Genomic DNA, 17,218 nt, shown 5'->3' with positions numbered 1-17,218 from the left:
TGCGTTTGCGTCTGGTGGCGACGGCTGCGTCGTCCGGGACGATGCAAGTGTTGGTGGGAGACGCGGATGTCGGTTGGGGGGGAGCGAGTTCGTCAGTTGAGCTGGGCTAGGACCTGCTCAACCGCGTTGTCGCCGTCGGCCCAGGACCAGGTCGACATCCAGTTCGACTCCACCAGCTCTCCGTAGACGCGGTAGACGCGGCGCTGGAGGTCGGAGTCGCGCTCATAGGAGTCGACGGGGCGGTCGGCGTCGGTCTCGGCGCGGCCGACGGCGCGACCCATCGCGACCTCGGGCGGCACACCCAGCAGCAATTGGTGATCGGGGACCGGAAGGCCGAAACGGCCGAACTCCAGATCCGCCACCCACGACACGACCTCCGACTCCGCGCCCTGGCCCAAACGGGCGGCGTTGTACGCGGCGTTCGACGCCGTGTAGCGGTCGCAGAGGACCAGATCGTGCTCGGCCAGCGCCTGACGGAGGAGCGGGCGGGCGGCCGCACGATCTAAGGCGAACAACAGACCCATCGCGTACACGCTCTCGCGCAGATCGCCGTGCCGTCCGTGCAGAGCCTCCGACGCGATGTCCGCGGTGATCGACTCCCCGTACCGGGGGAACGCGATCGAACTCACCGACGCGCCGCGCTCGGCGGCGGCCTGCTCGATGCGTCCGACGATGGTGCGCTTGCCTGCACCGTCCAGGCCTTCCACGGCCACCAGAATGCCCACGTCACACAGTGTAGGCAGAGCCGCGGGGTCGGCGACCCAGGCGCGCCGGGCGTCGAGAGCGTGCGGGCGTGTCGCACCGGCCAATTCGCGATCGAGGTGACACCATGGCAGGCATGAAGCCACGCATCTTGGTTGTTGACGACGACGCCGCCCTCGCCGAGATGCTCACGATCGTCCTCAAGAACGAAGGATTCGAGCCCTTCGTCGTCGGCGACGGCACCCAGGCGCTGACCGCCGTCCGCGAAGTCCGCCCCGACCTCGTGCTGCTGGACCTGATGCTCCCCGGCATGAACGGCATCGACGTGTGCCGCGTCCTCCGCTCCGACTCCAACGTCCCGATCGTGATGCTGACCGCCAAATCCGACACCGTCGACGTGGTCCTCGGCCTCGAATCCGGCGCCGACGACTACATGGTCAAGCCGTTCAAGCCGAAGGAACTCGTCGCCCGCATCCGTGCGCGCCTGCGCCGCAACGAAGACGATCCGGCCGAGCTGCTCGCCATCGGCCCCGTCGAGATCGACGTGCCCGCGCACAAGGTGACCCGCGACGGCATCCCGATCTCGCTGACGCCGCTCGAATTCGACCTCCTCGTCGCCCTCGCCCGCAAACCGCGCCAGGTCTTCACCCGTGACGTCCTGCTGGAACAGGTGTGGGGCTACCGCCATCCGGCCGACACCCGCCTGGTGAACGTCCACGTCCAGCGACTGCGCGCCAAGGTCGAGACCGACCCGGAGAACCCGGAGATCGTGCTGACCGTGAGAGGGGTCGGCTACAAGGCCGGGCCGCCGTGATCGGAGGCCGCCGGATCAACCGGGGGCCGATCGACCGACTCCTCGCACTGATCCGGCGCGCCATCGCGGCCGTCGGACGAGTGGCCGGTCAGGTCTGGCGCCGGTCGGTGCAGACCCGCGTCATCGTCTCGACGCTGGTGCTGTCGTTCGTGGTGCTGCTGATCCTCGGCTTCGTGTTGATCAGTCAGATCACCGGCCGCCTCCTCGACGCCAAGCAGGAAGTGGCGACCGAGGAGATCGGCCGCATGCGCTCCGTGGTCGAACGTGTCCTGTCCAGTGCGGAACCCAACTCCGCGGTGCAGAACCGCCTCGCCCGCGCGCGCTCCCTGATGACCGATCAGGACCCCGAGACGGCGCAGACCGCAGCCGTCGCCGGCTCCTTCGACAGCGTCCTCGTCGTACCCGGCGAGACCCGCCCGGAACAGGAGATCGCCGTCGGCCCCGTCGACGACGTGCCGTTCTCCCTGCGGAAGATGGTCGCCGGCGGCCAGGTGGCCTACCAGTACACGACCATCAAACAGGGCGACGGCACCGTCTCCGCGCTCGTCATCGGCTCTCCCGTGGAGAGTCCCATCCAAGGCCTCGAGCTGTACCTGGTGTTTCCGCTCGCCAGCGAACAGAACACCGTGTCGCTGGTCCGCGGGACCCTGCTGACCGGCGCCGTCGTGCTGCTCGGCCTCCTCGCCGCGATCGCCTGGCTGGTGACCCGGCAGGTCATCGCGCCGCTGCGGTCCGCGACGCGCATCGCCGTCCGCTTCGCCGACGGTCGACTCTCGGAACGGATGCCGGTGAACGGCGAGGACGAGTTCGCGCGGCTCGCCGTCGCCTTCAACGACATGGCCGAGAGCCTCTCCCGGCAGATCTCGCACCTCGAAGAGTTCGGCGGTCTGCAGCGGCAGTTCACCTCCGACGTCAGCCACGAGCTCCGCACCCCGCTCACCACCGTCCGCATGGCCGCCGACCTCCTGTACGACGGCCGCGACGACCTCGACCCGATCCAACGCCGATCCGTGGAACTCCTCGACAAGGAGCTCAATCGGTTCGAGACGCTCCTGACCGAACTGCTGGAGATCTCCCGGCACGACGCCGGCATGGCCGAGCTCGCCGCCGAACGACTCGACATGGCCGTCCCGATCGACGCCGCCGTCGCCACCGTCTCGCACCTGGCCGCCGAATCCGGCAGCGACCTGGTCCTGGACCTGCCCGCCGAACCCGTGCTGGCCGAGATCGATCCCCGACGCATCGAACGCGTCCTGCGGAACCTGCTGGCCAACGCCATCGACCACGGTGAGCACAAGCCCGTGACCTTGACCATGCGATCCGACGGCGACGCCGTCGCCATCACCGTCCGGGACCGCGGCATCGGACTGCGCCCGGGAGAGGAGAAGCTGGTGTTCAACCGCTTCTGGCGGTCGGACCCGTCGCGCGTGCGCCGTTCGGGCGGCACCGGCCTCGGCCTGGCCATCAGCATCGAGGACGCGCGACTGCACCAGGGGCGCCTCGAAGCATGGGGCGAACCCGGTGCGGGCTCCTGCTTCCGATTGACCCTGCCGCTGGTGCGCGGGCACAAGCTGCTCGGCAGTCCGCTTCCGCTGAAGCCGATGGAGGCGGGCCGATGAGACGACTGGTGGCACTCCTGGCCACGATTCTGACCGGCGCGATGGTCCTCACCGGGTGCGTCGACATCCCCGAATCGTCGTCACCGCAACCCATTCAGGCCTTCGACCGGAAACGACCCACCAACGTCGTCCCGGCGCCCAAACAGAGCGACGACCCCGAGACGGTGGCCCGGAACTTCGTCAAGGCCATGTCCGACCCGACGGCCGGTCACCGCTCGGCCCGCAAGTTCCTGACGCCCGCCGCCAGCCAGAGCTGGGACGACCAGGGCGAGATGACGGTGATGCGCAATCTCGGCGTCACCATCGACGAGCGCACCGAGAACGCGGTCCGACTCCGCATCACCGGCGACAAGACCGGCGTCCTCTCGGCGGAGGGCACCTTGAGACCGGAAGCCGGTTCGCTGGTGATCGCGGTGTCCCTGTCGCGCATCAAGGGCGCGTGGCGGGTGTCCGGCGACGTTCCGTCCGGGACGGTCACCGACGCCTCCCAATTCCTCACCGCCTACCGACAGGTGGACCTCTTCTTCCCGGACCGGACCATGACGCGACTGGTGGCCGACCCGAGGTGGCTGTTCGGTGCCGAACCCGAGCCGTCGGCCGTCGTCAACCGGCTGCTCGGCGGCCCGACGACGGTGCTCGACGGCGCCGTCGCGGTCGGCGCGGCCCGCGGAGTGAACCTGCTCGGACCGGTCACGTCGTCGAACGACGTTCTGACGGTCCCGCTCGGCAATGTCACCGACTCCGACGCGAAGAGCCGGACCGTCCTCGCTGCACAGATCGTGTGGACCCTCGACTACGCGGGGATCTCCGGCACCTACCGGATCACCGCGGACGGCGCCGCCCTGGTGTCCGGCCGCGACGAGGGCTGGCGCAGCGCGGACGTCAGCTCCTTCGAACCCGATCCCGTTCGCAAGGACTCACCGCTGCATCTGGTGCGCAACGGCGCGCTGACCCGGCTCACCGGCAACCGTGCCGTGGCCGTCCGCGGTGACTTCGGCACCATGCGCGACATCTCCGCGGCCGCGGTCTCCGCCGACCTCAGCCAGGCGGCGGCGGTCGTCGACCGCGGTGGCCGCCGGACGCTGATGGTGGGACCGTACGACGGTCGTGCGGTCGAAGCCGCCGACGGCGCGACGATGACGACGCCGTCGTACGGGGCGGCCACCGACACCGGTTACGTGGCCGTGGACGGTCGCCCGTACCAGTGGATCTACGACGCGGCCAGCGGCTCGGCGCGGTCGGGGCCGCTGGATGCGAGCGCCGTCGCCGCCGTGGCGCCCGGGCCGATCACCGACATGCAGGTCTCGCCAGACGGGGTGCGCGTGGCGCTGATCGTCGGCGGTCGCGTGCTGATGGCCGTCATCTCGGTGAACGATCGCGGCGTCCCGTCATTGACCGGCGTCTATCCGCTGACCCCCGACCTGGTGGGGGAGGCCGTCGGCGTGGCGTGGTCCACCACCAAGACGCTGTACATCGCCCGACGCGGCGAGGACACGCCCGTCTGGCGGGCGTCGATCGCCGGCACGCAGTCGTCCGAGCTCGTCAGCGGCAACCTGAAGCCGCCCGTGGTGCAGATCGCGGCGTCCGGCACCACCGTCTACGTCAGCGACAACCGGGGCGTCCAGCAGATCAGCACCGGTCAGGTCCGTCCCGACCAGTACTGGACGGCCGTCGGCCCCGACGCCGGTCACGGCACCGTGCCGGTGGTTCCGGGACGCTGACTCCGGCGCCGCGTGTCGGCCCGGTCTCTACAATCGGCAGGCATGACGGGGGATCGACGGGGTGCCCGCGCCGTCTTCGCGGCGCTCGCCGATCTCGTCGTGCCGCTGGAGTGCGGCGGCTGCGGACGACCCGGGATCCCCTGGTGTGAGCAGTGCGACCGGCGGCTCGCGGACGTGCCCCGACCGTTGACGCCGCGCATCGACCCGGGCGTCCCGGTCTGGGCGATGGCCCGCTACGGCGGCCCGATGGCGTCGGCCATCGTCAACCTCAAGGAGCACCGTCGTCGCGACCTCGCGCCGGTCCTCGGCGGGGTCCTCGCGAACGGTCTCGTCGACCTCGCCCGATGGGAGGAGCTTCCCGCACCGCGCAGGCTGGTCCTGGTGCCCGCACCGACGCGGGTGCTGGCCGCACGCAGTCGCGGGGGAGACACCGTCACCGCCGTCGCGCAGGCCGCTGCCGACCGCCTCGGCGACGGCGTGCGCGTGGCACCGGTCCTGGCGACCGCCGCCTTGACCCGCGACTCCGCCGGACTGGGCGCCGGCGCGCGCAACGCCAACCTCGCCGGTGCGGTACGACTGCGGCGACCGTTGCCGCCCGCCGTCGTCGGCCGCGAGGGTCGTTCCGGGGTTCCGGTGGTCCTTGTCGACGACGTCCTCACGACCGGTGCGACAGCCGCCCACGCCGTCGCGCGACTGCGTGCCTGCGGTGCGCAGGTGGCCGCGGTCGTCGTTCTCTCGGGTGCATGATCGGGAAAACGTGGCCTGACGGCGAGATTGCGGATACCTTCGGAAGTGGCAGTGATGAACATCGAGTGCCGGGAGGTGACAAGGCCTTTTCCACCGCGCCGATGCCTTCATCTGCGCACTGGAATCCACCGCTTCTCCTGCAGGCGGGTCACTGTCTTCGCATTGGACCGCCGACTTCAGTGCGGTTGTGCGACAAGCGAATTGGTACCTCGACCGGACACAAGGATCCGGGACGAGAGCAACCTGAGGAGGATGTCGAAATGACGGTCGTTCATCGCAAGGGTCAGCGTGAATCGAAAGCCGCACCTGTAGAACGCCTCGACCTCAGAGCCGCCTTCGAAGTTCCGTCGTCGGTGGACACGTCGGGCGCTTCCGAACTCCAGGCGGACCTCACGATGAGTGGTCGGAACGTTGAGATTCCGGATCACTTCCGCGTCTACATGAGCAGCAAGCTCGCGCGCTTCGAACACTTCGACAACTCGATCTTCCGGTTCGAGGTGATCCTGTACCACGAGCCGAATCCCCGTCAGGCCAAGAGCGCCGAGATCGTCGAGATCACCGGCCGCGGCAAGGGGCCGGTGGTGCGTGCACAGGCGGCCGGTGAGAACTTCTACGCCGCCAGCGAGCTCGCCTTCGAGAAGCTCCACAAGCGCCTCCGCCGCGCCAAGAGCCGCAAGCGGATCCGCAAGGACGGCATGCACCGCCCCACCTCGCTCGCCGAGGCCGCAGCGGACGCGCCGCACTTGATGCCCGCGCCGCCGGAGAAGGCCGCCGATCCCTTCGAGAACAGCGTCGAGGACTACCAGCCCGGCCAGGTGGTCCGCACCAAGGACCACCCGTCGTCGCCGATGTCCGTCGACGAGGCGCTCTACGAGATGGAACTGGTGGGCCACGACTTCTACCTGTTCCACGACAGTGAGACCGACAAGGCATCGGTGGTCTACCGTCGCCACGCCTTCGACTACGGCCTCATCCGACTGGCCTGAGCACCGACCGACCGCCGCGGCCGTCGTTCCCACCGGGAGCGGCGGCCGCGGCGCTGTCTGCGGGAGATCGCCATCGCTCAGCGGACGGGGCCGACCATCTTCCGTCGAAAGCGTTTGTGAACGGCCTGCCGCGACACCCCCAGCGCGGCGGCGATGGCCTCCCAGCTCACGTTCTGTTCTCGGAGGCCCAAGACGAGGAAGTACTCGCGGCGGTCCAGCTCGGTGCGCTCGTCGGCGATCGCGCGCAACTTCACCAGCGATTCCACCGGATCGTCGTCGCCGGAGGCTGAATCGATCGACGTTCTCACCATGCCTGTCATCCTAGGTTGACATCGGGATGTGCGTCAACCAACGTTGACAATCGGCGGTGACGTCGGTCGGTCGATCGTCCCTGCATGGGGCATCGACGTCGGTAGACCCGTACCATGGACCGAGTTCTGCCCTTCGCATCGCACGGCGAAGCGACGGGCGGGGGATGTAGCCACTAAAGAACTCAGAGGATTGCCGGTGCTCAACAAGCTGCTCAGACTGGGCGAAGGTCGCATGGTCAAGCGACTGGACGCGATCGCGACGAGCGTCGAGGCGCTCTCCGACGAGATGGAGGCGCTGTCCGACGACGAACTGCGCGCCAAGACAGTCGAGTTCCGCGAGCGGCTCGAGAAGGACGAGACGCTCGACGACCTGCTCCTCGAGGCGTTCGCCGTCGCCCGCGAAGCCGCCATGCGCGTGCTCCAGCAGAAGCACTTCCACGTCCAGATCATGGGCGGCGCCGCACTGCACTTCGGCAACATCGCCGAGATGAAGACCGGTGAAGGCAAGACCCTCACCTGTGTGCTCCCCGCGTACCTGAACGCATTGAACGGCAAGGGCGTCCACGTCATCACCGTGAACGACTACCTCGCCAAGCGCGACGCCGAGTGGATGGGCCGTGTCCACCGCTTCCTCGGCCTGGAGACCGCCGTCATCCTGACCGGCATGTCACCCGACCAGCGCCGCGAGGCCTACGCCGCCGACATCACCTACGGCACCAACAACGAGTTCGGCTTCGACTACCTGCGCGACAACATGGCGCACACCATCGAAGACCTCGTCCAGCGCGACCACGCCTACGCCATCGTCGACGAGGTCGACTCGATCCTCATCGACGAGGCGCGCACCCCGCTCATCATCTCCGGCCCCGCCGACGGCTCCAGCAAGTGGTACTCCGAGTTCGCGCGCATCGCGCCGCTCATGGAGAAGGACGTCCACTACGAGGTCGACATCAAGAAGAAGACCGTCGGCGTCCACGAACTCGGCGTCGAGCTCGTCGAAGACCGCCTCGGCATCGACAACCTGTACGAGCCCGAGAACGCGCAGCTCGTCAGCTACCTGAACAACGCGATCAAGGTCAAGGAACTCTTCCACAAGGACAAGGACTACATCGTCCGCAAGGGCGAGGTCATGATCGTCGACGAGTTCACCGGACGCGTCCTCGACGGCCGCCGCTTCAACGAAGGCCTCCACCAGGCCATCGAGGCCAAGGAAGGCGTCGAGATCAAGGCCGAGAACCAGACTCTCGCCACGATCACCCTCCAGAACTACTTCCGCCTCTACAAGAAGCTCGCGGGCATGACCGGCACGGCTGACACCGAGGCCGCCGAATTCCAGCAGATCTACAAGCTCGGCGTGGTGCCCATCCCCACCAACAAGCCGCTGATCCGCAAAGACAAGACGGACCTCATCTACAAGACCGAAGAGGCCAAGTTCGCCGCCGTCGTCGACGACATCGCCGAGCGTCACGAGAAGGGCCAGCCGGTCCTCATCGGCACCACCAGCGTCGAACGCTCCGAATACCTCTCCAACCTGCTCACCAAGCGCGACATCAAGCACACCGTGCTCAACGCCAAGTACCACGAGCAGGAAGCGCAGATCGTCGCCGAAGCCGGTACCCTCGGCGCCGTCACCGTCGCCACCAACATGGCAGGCCGCGGTACCGACGTCGTCCTCGGCGGCAACCCCGACATCATCGCCGACACCCGCCTCCGCAAGGCGGGCCTCGACCCCGTCAACACCCCCGACGAGTACGAGGCGGCCTGGGACGAGGCCATCGAGATCGCCCGCGACGACGCCGCCAAGGAAGCCGACGCCGTCCGCGAAGCCGGCGGCCTCTACGTGCTCGGCACCGAACGCCACGAGTCGCGCCGCATCGACAACCAGCTCCGCGGCCGATCCGGCCGCCAGGGAGACCCCGGCGAATCGCGCTTCTACCTGTCGCTCGGCGACGAACTGATGCGTCGCTTCAACGGTGCCGCGCTCGAGACCATCATGATGCGCCTCAACCTGCCCGACGACGTCCCGATCGACGCCAAGATGGTCACCCGCGCCATCCGCAGCGCCCAGACGCAGGTCGAAGAGCAGAACTTCGAGATCCGAAAGAACGTCCTCAAGTACGACGAGGTGATGAACGAGCAACGCAAGGTCATCTACGGCGAGCGTCGCGAGATCCTCGAAGGCCAGGACCACCACGAGCAGGTCCGCGACATGGTCACCTCCGTCGTCGGCGCCTACAGCGACAGTGCCACCGAACTCGGCTACGCCGAGGACTGGGACCTCGACACCCTGTGGGAGGCGCTCGGCAAGCTGTACCCGATCTCCCTCGACCCGAAGAAGGCCGTCGGCGAGAACGAGTACGGCGAGCGCGACGACATCTCCCGCGACGAACTCCGCGAGATCCTCGTCGAAGACGCCCTCGCCGCCTACGACCGCCGCGAAGCCGAACTCACCGAGATGGCGGGCGACGGTGCCATGCGGCAGCTGGAGCGCTCCATCCTGCTGACCGTCCTCGACCGCAAGTGGCGTGACCACCTCTACGAGATGGACTACCTCCGCGAAGGCATCCACCTCCGGTCCGTCGCCCAGCGCGACCCCGTCGTCGAGTACCAGCACGAGGGCTTCGAGATGTTCACCGGCATGCTCGAGGCGATGAAGGAAGAGGCTGTCACCTACATCTTCAACGCGCAGGTCGAGACCCAGGCGCCCGCGCCGCAGCTCGGCACCTCCGTCAGCGACATGCTCGCCGGTGCGGCCTTCGGCGGCAGCGACAGCGATCTCGGCGACGACGGCGCCGTCACCTACAGCGGTCCCGACGAGTCCGGTGACCCCGAAGTGATGTCCGACGTCGAAGAGTACGCATCCGGCACCCCGTCCGAAGTGGTGGGAAGTCGGAAGGAGCGGCGCGCCGCTGCTCGTTCTTCTGCCAAGCCTTCCAACAAGCCGGCTAAGTCGCGTAAGAAGAGGCGGTAGGTTTCTCGTCCGGCTGTCCTTGTCCTGGGTCGGGCCGGGCGGTGAAAAGTTCTGTCTCCGCAGTCCTCGCTCCTCGCCCTTGGGGCTCGTCCCTGCGGAGAGGTCGACAGAACTTTTCACCGCTCGGCCCTTCGCTGTATTCGCTCGCTTCGCCGCGTCCCCGGCCCACGTTCGCCGTCCACGTTGGTTGAGCCGACCCGGAGCGAAGCGGAGGGACGTGTCGAAACCGCCTCGGGCTGGGTCGCGCAGCAACGAGTTTCGGCAGTCGTCGGCGTGTCGCGGAACCGAAGTGGGGGCTGCTGCGTCCAATCGGTATGACGGTCAACACATTGGTGGAGGACGGGCTCGCCGCGCTGGGAGCCGAGGACGAAGTGCAGACGGCGCGGGCGGCGCGGGCGGCGACCGTAACGGCGCTGCAACAACTGCTCGAAGTGATCGACGGACGACGTGCCGCGTCGCACCTGCAACGGTGGGTCGCCGCCGACGTCATCGACACGGTCGGTGAACAACTCGGTCGACTCGGAAAACTGCCCGCAGGCAGCACCGAAACCGGCCGACTCGTCCGCGTCCACCTGCAGATGCACGGAACCCGACGCGCCGACTACTTCGGCACCCTCCAACGCGGAACCCGCGTTCGCGCCGTCGCCGGCCGCATCGAGAAGACCGCCCAACCCCGCATCGGCCACCCCCACGGCGAACCCGTCGACCAGCGATGGGTGATCGTCGAACTGAGCGTCGTCTGACCGCGGACCTACTGCAATGCTCACCGCGGCTAAACTCGACCCCATCATGGTGAATCGACTGTCGCCCGACGAGGCGATGTTCTACTTCCTGGACGGGGCGGGCACATCCGCGCATCTGGGCGCACTCCTCATCCTCGATCCGAACAAGAAGACTCGGCGGCCCGGCGCGGAACTGGACTACAACGCGCTCGTCTCCCTCGTCGAGAACCGCCTGCAGACCGCACCCCGCTACCGGCAGACGGTCACCGAAGTGACACTCGGACTCGCCCGCCCTGTCTGGGTCGACGACCGCGACTTCGACATCAACTTCCACGTCCGGCTGTCCGCGCTCCCGCAACCCGGGACCGTCGAACAACTCCAAGAGCTCATCGCCCGCGTCATGTCGCGACCCCTCGACCGCACCCGGCCGCTGTGGGAGATGTACCTCATCGAAGGGCTCTCCGGCGGACGCTCCGCGATCCTCACCAAGACCCACCGGTGCATGCTCAGCGGACACGCCCACCTCGAACTCAGTGAAGTCCTGTGCGACGACGTCGCCGACCGAGATCCCCTCGCCGACGACCTCTGGATGCCGGGCCGACCGCCCGGCAACACCTCGCTGACCCTCGGAGCGCTCGCCGAAGCGATGGCCCGCCCGGGCGAAGTCGTCGACTCGCTGCTGCGTGGCAACGGCCCCGTCGCCGACCTGTGGTCCGTCGCCGACAAGTCCGCACGTCTCGTCGGGGACGCCGTCAGCCAGATGGTCAACGCCGCGCCCGACAGCCCCCTCAACACCGTCACCACCTCGTCCCGGTTGTTCGCCTTCGCATCCGTCTCCCGCCGCGACCTCGAAGCCGTCGTCGGCAAGTTCGAGTGCACGTTCAACGACGTCGTACTCGCCATCGTCACCGGAGTCCTGCGCCGGTGGTCGCTCTCGGTGAAGGACACTGTCGGTCACGGCGAGACCATGCGGGCCACCATGCCGCTGTCCGCGCGGATCCCCGACACCGTCGAAGGCGAGGCCTCCGGCGCGTGGATCATCACCGGCGGAACCGAATTCGTCACCGACCTCCCCGTCGGCGAAGACGCGCCCGCCGTCCGGCTGATGCAGGTGGCAGGTCTCGCGGACCGCTACTCGCAGTCCACCCGACGCATGTCGCAGGGCTTCCGGCCCCTGCTGCCGGAGATCGGGCTCGTGCCCTTCGCCGACTTCTCCACCCGGGCCTTCGCCGGCATCTTCCAACGGTCGTACAACGTCCCGATCTCCATGAGCTCCAAGCGGATCGACCGAAAATACGTCGACGGAATCCCCGTCACCGGCATCTTCACCATCCCCACGCTCGCCACCCAGCGGGCCCTCGGGATCAGCGTCAACGAGTACGCGAACCAGGTCCAGTTCGCCTTCATCGCCGACCGCGCGGTGGTCGTCGACCTCCCCGCCATGGCCGGGTACGTGACAGAGTCGTTGGAAGAACTCCTCGCCGGCGGGCAGTCCGCCGGACGAGACCACTGACGTCGGGGAACACCCGCCGAAAGGGAATGCATGCGCGTCTACCTGCCCGCAACACTCGCGATGATCCAGACGATGGTCGCCGAAACCGGCAGTCCGTTCACCCCCGTCGGAGGCACCGGGTTCGCGCTGACCCCCGCGCTCCGCGAGGCGTACACCGCCGGTGACGACGAAGAACTCGAGGAGGTGGCCCTGCGCGAGGCGGCCCGCGCGTCGCTTCGCCTCCTGGCCGCCGACGAGTCCGATCTCCCGGTCCGCCGAGTCGTGGTGGTCGTCGACGCCGACGCCACCGTCCGCCCCGACCTCGACGACGCGGTCGTGAAGGTGGCGCCGTCGATTCCGCACGCCGACATCGTCGCCGTCCACGTCGACGGAGCCGACGCAGAGAAGGCGGTGGCCGCAGCCGTCGAACTCATCGACGCCGCCGACCTCGGCGACGAGGACGGCGAACTCGCGATCGGCGACGTCGAAGACCACGACCTCGGCTGGTACGCGACCCAGGAACTCCCGTTCCTCCTGGAACTTCTGTAGAAGATTTCTCAATACCGGACAGAATCTGACCGGTTGGGGCGACATGCTTGTGGGGCACACCGAGACTCGGCCCACTGAAGAACGGCACCGGAGGACCCCATGTACGCACCTGCTTCGCACGACGAACTGACCGGACTCATCAACTACGCGGACCAGCAACTGTCGGCACTGCGAGCCGCCGTCTACGGATTGACCGAGGCGCAGGCGCGGGAGACGCCGTGCCGCAGCACGCTCTCGATCGGCGGCCTGCTCAAGCACGTCACCCGCGGCATGCGCGGCGCGGTGAAGGAGTTCGACGGCACCGCGGAAGTGCGTGCGCTCGACGCGTCGGCGTTCGCCGAGTACATGGGAAGCTTCGCCCTCACCGACGACGAGACCGCCGCGCAGATCATCGCCGACTTCGACGACGCTCGCGCCGCGTTCCTCGAGGCCATGCGCGCCGCGGACCCCGATGCCGACGCGATGGCACAGCCCGCGCCGTGGGCGGGGATCTTCGACTCCCGGCCGATGAAGACCCGCTACTTCATGGTCCACCAGATCGAGGAGTACGCCCGACACGCCGGGCACGCCGACATCATCCGCGAGCAACTCGACGGGATGACCGTTCCGGCCCTGGAGATGTCGCTCGCCGGGGCGCCGGCGAACGACTTCTTCACGCCCTACGTCCCGCAGTCGGGCACGCTGCTGGCGTGAGTCGCCCGCGTGCCGCGTGAGGCGGCTCATCTGGCGTAGAACGCCCCGAAACGCTAACCTACGGAATCGTAACTTAGCTGTTTCGGGGCGAGCTCCGGAACCGACGGAGGAGTCTCCAAGATGGCGTGGCGCGAACGTTTCGAAGCACCGGCGGCCGATGTCGCGGCCCGGCACAAGCGGTCGACGTGGCTGCGCGCCGCCGTCGCGCGCGTGACGACGCCGCTGCTGCCCGACGACTACCTGCACCTGGCGAACCCGCTGTGGTCGGCGCGTGAGCTGCGCGGCAAGGTGCTGGAGGTGCGGCCGGAGACCGCCGACAGCGCGACCATCGTGATCCGCCCGGGCTGGGGATTCTCGTTCGACTACCGTCCCGGCCAGTACATCGGCATCGGCGTCCTGGTGGACGGTCGATGGACGTGGCGGTCGTACTCGCTGACCTCGGTGCCCGCGGCGTCGCGCGCCGACCGGACGGTGTCGATCACGGTCAAGGCGATGCCGGAGGGCTTCCTGTCGTCGCACCTCGTGAGCGGGCTCGAACCCGGCTCCGTGGTGCGGCTCGCGGCGCCGGCCGGCGAGTTCGTGCTGCCCGACCCGCTGCCGGAGAAGATGCTCTTCGCGACCGCGGGCAGTGGGCTCACGCCGATCATCTCCATGCTGCGCGCGATGCGTCGTCGCGGTCAGAACGCCGACGTGACCGTGGTGCACTCGGTGCCGACCGAGGACGACCTCCTGTTCGGTGACGAACTGCGCTCCATGGCCGCCGAGGGTCTCATCGACCTGCATCTGCAGTTCACCCGAGTGGACGGCAAGGTGACGCCCGCGCAGCTGCGGGCGCTGTGCCCCGACTGGGCGGAGCGCGAGACCTGGGCGTGCGGCCCGGGCGGATTCCTGGACATGCTCGGTGAGCAGTTCGAGGAGGCCGGCGTCCCCGAGTCGCTGCACATCGAGCGGTTCGCGCTGGAGCGCGGCGCCGTCGGTGCGGAGGGCGGCGTCGTCACCTTCGGCACGCCGGATCGGCAGATCGAGGTGGACGGCGCCACCACGCTCCTGGAGGCGGGGGAGCAGGCCGGCGTGCTGATGCCGTTCGGCTGCCGCATGGGCATCTGCCAGAGCTGCGTCGTGATGCTCGACAAGGGGTGCGTGCGCGATCTGCGGACCGGTGCCGAGCACGTCGAGGGCGAACGGATTCAGACCTGTGTCAGCGCGGCGGCGGGTGATTGCACGCTCGACGTCTGAGGTCGGGGCGCATTTCTGCGCCTATGACGCGGGCCACTGGCTCTCGGGGTGGACAGGCTACGGAACCGTAACCTACGATTGCGTAAGTTATAAAGTCTCCCAACTTCAGGAGTGGCATGGCGATCTCCGACATCCCCGAATACGCCCATCTGACCGACGCGGACGTCGAGGCGCTCGGTGCCGAGCTGGATCAGATCCGCGCCGACATCGAGGCCGACCGCGGTGCTCGCGACGCCCGATACATCCGCAACACGATCCTCTTCCAGCGTTCGCTGGAGGTGGCCGGCCGCGCACTCACCGTCGGCGCCCGGGATCGTCGCCTGTGGTGGGCGGGCGCCACCGTGCTCGGTGTCTCGAAGATCATCGAGAACATGGAACTCGGCCACAACGTGATGCACGGCCAGTGGGACTGGATGAACGACCCAGAGGTGCACTCCACATCGTGGGAGTGGGACCTGACCGGTCCCAGCGCGCACTGGAAGCACACCCACAACTACATCCATCACAAGTACACCAACGTGCTGGGGATGGACGACGACGTGGGCTACGGCCTGCTCCGCGTGACGCGTGACCAGCGGTGGAAGCCCTTCAACCTGGGCAACATCTTCTACAACACGCTGCTCGCGCTCGGTTTCGAGTACGGCGTCGCCGCCCAGCACCTGGAGCTCGGCAAGAAGCGGAAGACGCCGGAGGCCAAGGCGCAGTTCCACCAGGATCTGCGCGACGTCGGCACCAAGATCGCCAAGCAGACGCACAAGGACTACTTCGCCTACCCGGTCGGCATCGCCCTGTTGACGCGGTCCAAGACCGCGGGCCGCAAGGCGCTGACCGCGAACCTGACGGCCAACGTCATCCGCAACGTGTGGTCCAACGCGGTCATCTTCTGCGGGCATTTCCCGGACGGTGCCGAGAAGTTCACCAAGCAGGACGTCGACAGCGAGACCCGCGGCGAGTGGTACCTGCGGCAGATGCTCGGCAGCGCCAACTTCCGGTCGGGTCCGGTGCTCGGCTTCATGAGCGGTAACCTCTCGTACCAGATCGAGCACCACATCTTCCCGGACCTGCCGAGCAACCGGCTGCCGGAGATCTCGGTGCGCGTGCGGGCATTGTGCGCCAAGTACGACATCCCGTACACCACCGGTTCGTTCCCGGTTCAGTACGCGAAGACCTGGCGGACTATCGCCAAGCTGTCGCTGCCGAACCAGTACCTCACCGGCACCGTCGACGACGCGCCCGAAACCGCGTCGGAGAAGCGGTTCAAGGAGACCCCGGAGGCGCACCTGGTGTCCACCGTCGACCCGGTCACGGGCCGTCGGAAGGGGTTGAAGACCGCGATCGTCGGGCTCAAGGAGCGCCGGGCGAGCCGACGGTCACCCGCACGGGCATAATGTGATCGATGGCCATTTCAGATATCAACGAGTACGCGCACCTGACCGACGCTGACGTCGAGGCGCTGGGTGCCGAACTCGACGCGCTCCGTCGGGAGGTGGAGTCGAGCCTGGGCGAGAAGGACCGCCGCTACCTGCGGCGGACCATCTACGCTCAGCGCGGTCTGGAAGTCCTCGGCCGCGTCGCCCTGCTCGGCAGCCACCGGCGACCGCTGTGGCTGCTGGGCGTCGGCGCCCTGTCGGTGGCCAAGATCATCGAGAACATGGAACTCGGCCACAACGTGATGCACGGCCAGTGGGATTGGATGAACGATCCCGAGGTGCACTCCACGACGTGGGAGTGGGACATGGTGTGTGCGTCTCCGCACTGGAAGCACTCGCACAACTACATCCATCACAAGTACACCAACGTGCTCGGCATGGATCACGACGTGGGCTACAAGATCCTGCGCGTGACGCGCGACGAGGCGTGGGAGCCGCGTCGGGCCTTCCAGCCCTTCTTCAATCTGATGCTGGCCGCGACCTTCGAGTGGGGCATCGCCCTGCACGACCTCGAGCTCAAAGAGGTCATCGCCGGTCGCAAGCCGATGGAGCAGGCGCGCCCGGAGATCAAGCTCTTCGCTCGCAAGGCCGTCAGGCAGCTCGGCAAGGACTATGTCCTGTTCCCGGCGCTGACCGGCCCGAACTACAAGCACACGATCACCGCGAACCTCACCGCGAACTTCATTCGCAACCTGTGGGCGTACGTGGTGATCTTCTGTGGGCACTTCCCGGACGGCGCGGAGAAGTTCACCGTCGCGACGCTCGAGGACGAGACGCACGGCCAGTGGTACCTGCGGCAGATGCTGGGTACCGCGCACTTCGAGGCCGGCCCCGCGCTGGCTTTCATGAGCGGCAACCTCTGCTACCAGATCGAGCACCACCTGTACCCGGACATGCCGAGCAACCGGCTGGCCGCGGTCTCGGTGCGGGTGCGCGAACTGTGTGAGAAGTACGACCTCCCGTACAACACCGGGTCGTTCACCATGCAGTACCTGCGGACCCTGCGGACCATCAACAAGCTGGCGCTGCCGGATCAGTGGCTCATCGACACCGTCGACGATGCTCCGGAGACGGCGTCGGAGCGGCGGTTCGACGGCGTGCCCCGAGTGGGCGGCGGCCTCAAGACCGCCCTCGCTCACGTGAAGCAGGCCCGTCGGACGCGTCGCCGACGACTGCGCTGAACGTTCTCTCGCACAGCCACCACGAAATCGGCTGATTTCGGCCC

Annotated in this window: 15 protein-coding genes; 13 read left to right on the top strand and 2 right to left on the bottom strand. The window is 67.9% G+C overall.

Annotation, left to right across the window (positions count from 1 at the left end):
• Positions 1–92: 92 nt before the first annotated feature.
• Positions 93–725, bottom strand: a complete 633-nt coding sequence (locus tag ACH46_RS15290; RefSeq protein ID WP_062393677.1) for a dTMP kinase — start codon at positions 723–725, stop codon at positions 93–95.
• Positions 726–829: 104 nt separating this feature from the next.
• Here ACH46_RS15290 and mtrA point away from each other — a divergent pair, with 104 nt between their 5' ends.
• The 5 genes from mtrA (at position 830) to hpf (ending at position 6,589) form a co-directional block, all read left to right on the top strand.
• The gene (gene mtrA, locus ACH46_RS15285) at positions 830–1,516 is read left to right on the top strand and encodes an MtrAB system response regulator MtrA (protein WP_062393676.1); all 687 of its coding nucleotides are present in this window, start codon (positions 830–832) and stop codon (positions 1,514–1,516) included.
• A complete protein-coding gene (mtrB, locus tag ACH46_RS15280) occupies positions 1,513–3,135 on the top strand; it encodes an MtrAB system histidine kinase MtrB (RefSeq protein WP_082399704.1) in 1,623 nt (540 codons plus the stop codon). Before mtrA ends, mtrB begins: the two co-directional genes overlap by 4 nt.
• Positions 3,132–4,856 carry an LpqB family beta-propeller domain-containing protein gene (locus ACH46_RS15275; RefSeq protein WP_062393675.1) on the top strand — a complete coding sequence of 575 codons (1,725 nt, stop codon included), beginning with the start codon at positions 3,132–3,134 and terminating at the stop codon, positions 4,854–4,856. The genes mtrB and ACH46_RS15275 overlap by 4 nt, the downstream gene beginning before the upstream one ends.
• A 42-nt stretch (positions 4,857–4,898) precedes the next feature.
• The gene (locus ACH46_RS15270) at positions 4,899–5,603 is read left to right on the top strand and encodes a ComF family protein (RefSeq protein WP_062393674.1); all 705 of its coding nucleotides are present in this window, start codon (positions 4,899–4,901) and stop codon (positions 5,601–5,603) included.
• A 260-nt stretch (positions 5,604–5,863) separates the two neighbouring features.
• On the top strand, positions 5,864–6,589 hold the full coding sequence (hpf, locus tag ACH46_RS15265) for a ribosome hibernation-promoting factor, HPF/YfiA family (RefSeq protein ID WP_062393673.1): 726 nt from the start codon (positions 5,864–5,866) through the stop codon (positions 6,587–6,589).
• Between the two features lie 77 nt (positions 6,590–6,666).
• Here hpf and ACH46_RS15260 read toward each other — a convergent pair whose 3' ends face one another.
• A complete protein-coding gene (locus ACH46_RS15260; RefSeq protein ID WP_226995640.1) occupies positions 6,667–6,900 on the bottom strand; it encodes a helix-turn-helix transcriptional regulator in 234 nt (77 codons plus the stop codon).
• A gap of 196 nt (positions 6,901–7,096) precedes the next feature.
• On the opposite strand from ACH46_RS15260, the gene secA reads away from it, so the two are divergent.
• From secA to ACH46_RS15220, 8 genes are all read left to right on the top strand, one after another.
• The gene (gene secA, locus ACH46_RS15255; protein WP_062393671.1) at positions 7,097–9,871 is read left to right on the top strand and encodes a preprotein translocase subunit SecA; all 2,775 of its coding nucleotides are present in this window, start codon (positions 7,097–7,099) and stop codon (positions 9,869–9,871) included.
• A 314-nt stretch (positions 9,872–10,185) separates the two neighbouring features.
• On the top strand, positions 10,186–10,614 hold the full coding sequence (locus ACH46_RS15250) for an Rv3235 family protein (RefSeq protein ID WP_120298737.1): 429 nt from the start codon (positions 10,186–10,188) through the stop codon (positions 10,612–10,614).
• A gap of 46 nt (positions 10,615–10,660) precedes the next feature.
• Positions 10,661–12,106 carry a wax ester/triacylglycerol synthase family O-acyltransferase gene (locus tag ACH46_RS15245; RefSeq protein WP_062395513.1) on the top strand — a complete coding sequence of 482 codons (1,446 nt, stop codon included), beginning with the start codon at positions 10,661–10,663 and terminating at the stop codon, positions 12,104–12,106.
• Between the two features lie 30 nt (positions 12,107–12,136).
• Positions 12,137–12,634, top strand: a complete 498-nt coding sequence (locus tag ACH46_RS15240) for a DUF6912 family protein (protein ID WP_062393670.1) — start codon at positions 12,137–12,139, stop codon at positions 12,632–12,634.
• A 99-nt stretch (positions 12,635–12,733) separates the two neighbouring features.
• Positions 12,734–13,327 carry a mycothiol transferase gene (locus tag ACH46_RS15235; protein ID WP_062393669.1) on the top strand — a complete coding sequence of 198 codons (594 nt, stop codon included), beginning with the start codon at positions 12,734–12,736 and terminating at the stop codon, positions 13,325–13,327.
• Positions 13,328–13,447: 120 nt separating this feature from the next.
• Positions 13,448–14,563, top strand: a complete 1,116-nt coding sequence (locus ACH46_RS15230; protein ID WP_062393668.1) for a ferredoxin reductase — start codon at positions 13,448–13,450, stop codon at positions 14,561–14,563.
• Positions 14,564–14,679: 116 nt separating this feature from the next.
• Positions 14,680–15,951 carry a fatty acid desaturase family protein gene (locus ACH46_RS15225; protein WP_062393667.1) on the top strand — a complete coding sequence of 424 codons (1,272 nt, stop codon included), beginning with the start codon at positions 14,680–14,682 and terminating at the stop codon, positions 15,949–15,951.
• An 8-nt stretch (positions 15,952–15,959) separates the two neighbouring features.
• Complete coding sequence (locus tag ACH46_RS15220; RefSeq protein WP_062393666.1) at positions 15,960–17,174, top strand: fatty acid desaturase family protein; 1,215 nt, start codon at positions 15,960–15,962, stop codon at positions 17,172–17,174.
• Positions 17,175–17,218 lie beyond the last annotated feature (44 nt).

Origin of the sequence: Gordonia phthalatica, assembly GCF_001305675.1 — a bacterium.
GTDB lineage: Bacteria > Actinomycetota > Actinomycetes > Mycobacteriales > Mycobacteriaceae > Gordonia > Gordonia phthalatica.
This window is presented reverse-complemented; position numbering and strand designations above follow the sequence as displayed.

Coding starts and splice junctions, on each gene's coding strand:
- ACH46_RS15245 (WP_062395513.1), top strand. CDS start 10,661: ATGGTGAATCGACTGTCGCCCGACGAGGCGATGTTCTACTTCCTGGAC.
- ACH46_RS15270 (WP_062393674.1), top strand. CDS start 4,899: ATGACGGGGGATCGACGGGGTGCCCGCGCCGTCTTCGCGGCGCTCGCC.
- ACH46_RS15275 (WP_062393675.1), top strand. CDS start 3,132: ATGAGACGACTGGTGGCACTCCTGGCCACGATTCTGACCGGCGCGATG.
- ACH46_RS15220 (WP_062393666.1), top strand. CDS start 15,960: ATGGCCATTTCAGATATCAACGAGTACGCGCACCTGACCGACGCTGAC.
- ACH46_RS15235 (WP_062393669.1), top strand. CDS start 12,734: ATGTACGCACCTGCTTCGCACGACGAACTGACCGGACTCATCAACTAC.
- ACH46_RS15240 (WP_062393670.1), top strand. CDS start 12,137: ATGCGCGTCTACCTGCCCGCAACACTCGCGATGATCCAGACGATGGTC.
- hpf (WP_062393673.1), top strand. CDS start 5,864: ATGACGGTCGTTCATCGCAAGGGTCAGCGTGAATCGAAAGCCGCACCT.
- mtrA (WP_062393676.1), top strand. CDS start 830: ATGGCAGGCATGAAGCCACGCATCTTGGTTGTTGACGACGACGCCGCC.
- ACH46_RS15250 (WP_120298737.1), top strand. CDS start 10,186: ATGACGGTCAACACATTGGTGGAGGACGGGCTCGCCGCGCTGGGAGCC.
- ACH46_RS15260 (WP_226995640.1), bottom strand. CDS start 6,900: ATGGTGAGAACGTCGATCGATTCAGCCTCCGGCGACGACGATCCGGTG.
- ACH46_RS15230 (WP_062393668.1), top strand. CDS start 13,448: ATGGCGTGGCGCGAACGTTTCGAAGCACCGGCGGCCGATGTCGCGGCC.
- ACH46_RS15225 (WP_062393667.1), top strand. CDS start 14,680: ATGGCGATCTCCGACATCCCCGAATACGCCCATCTGACCGACGCGGAC.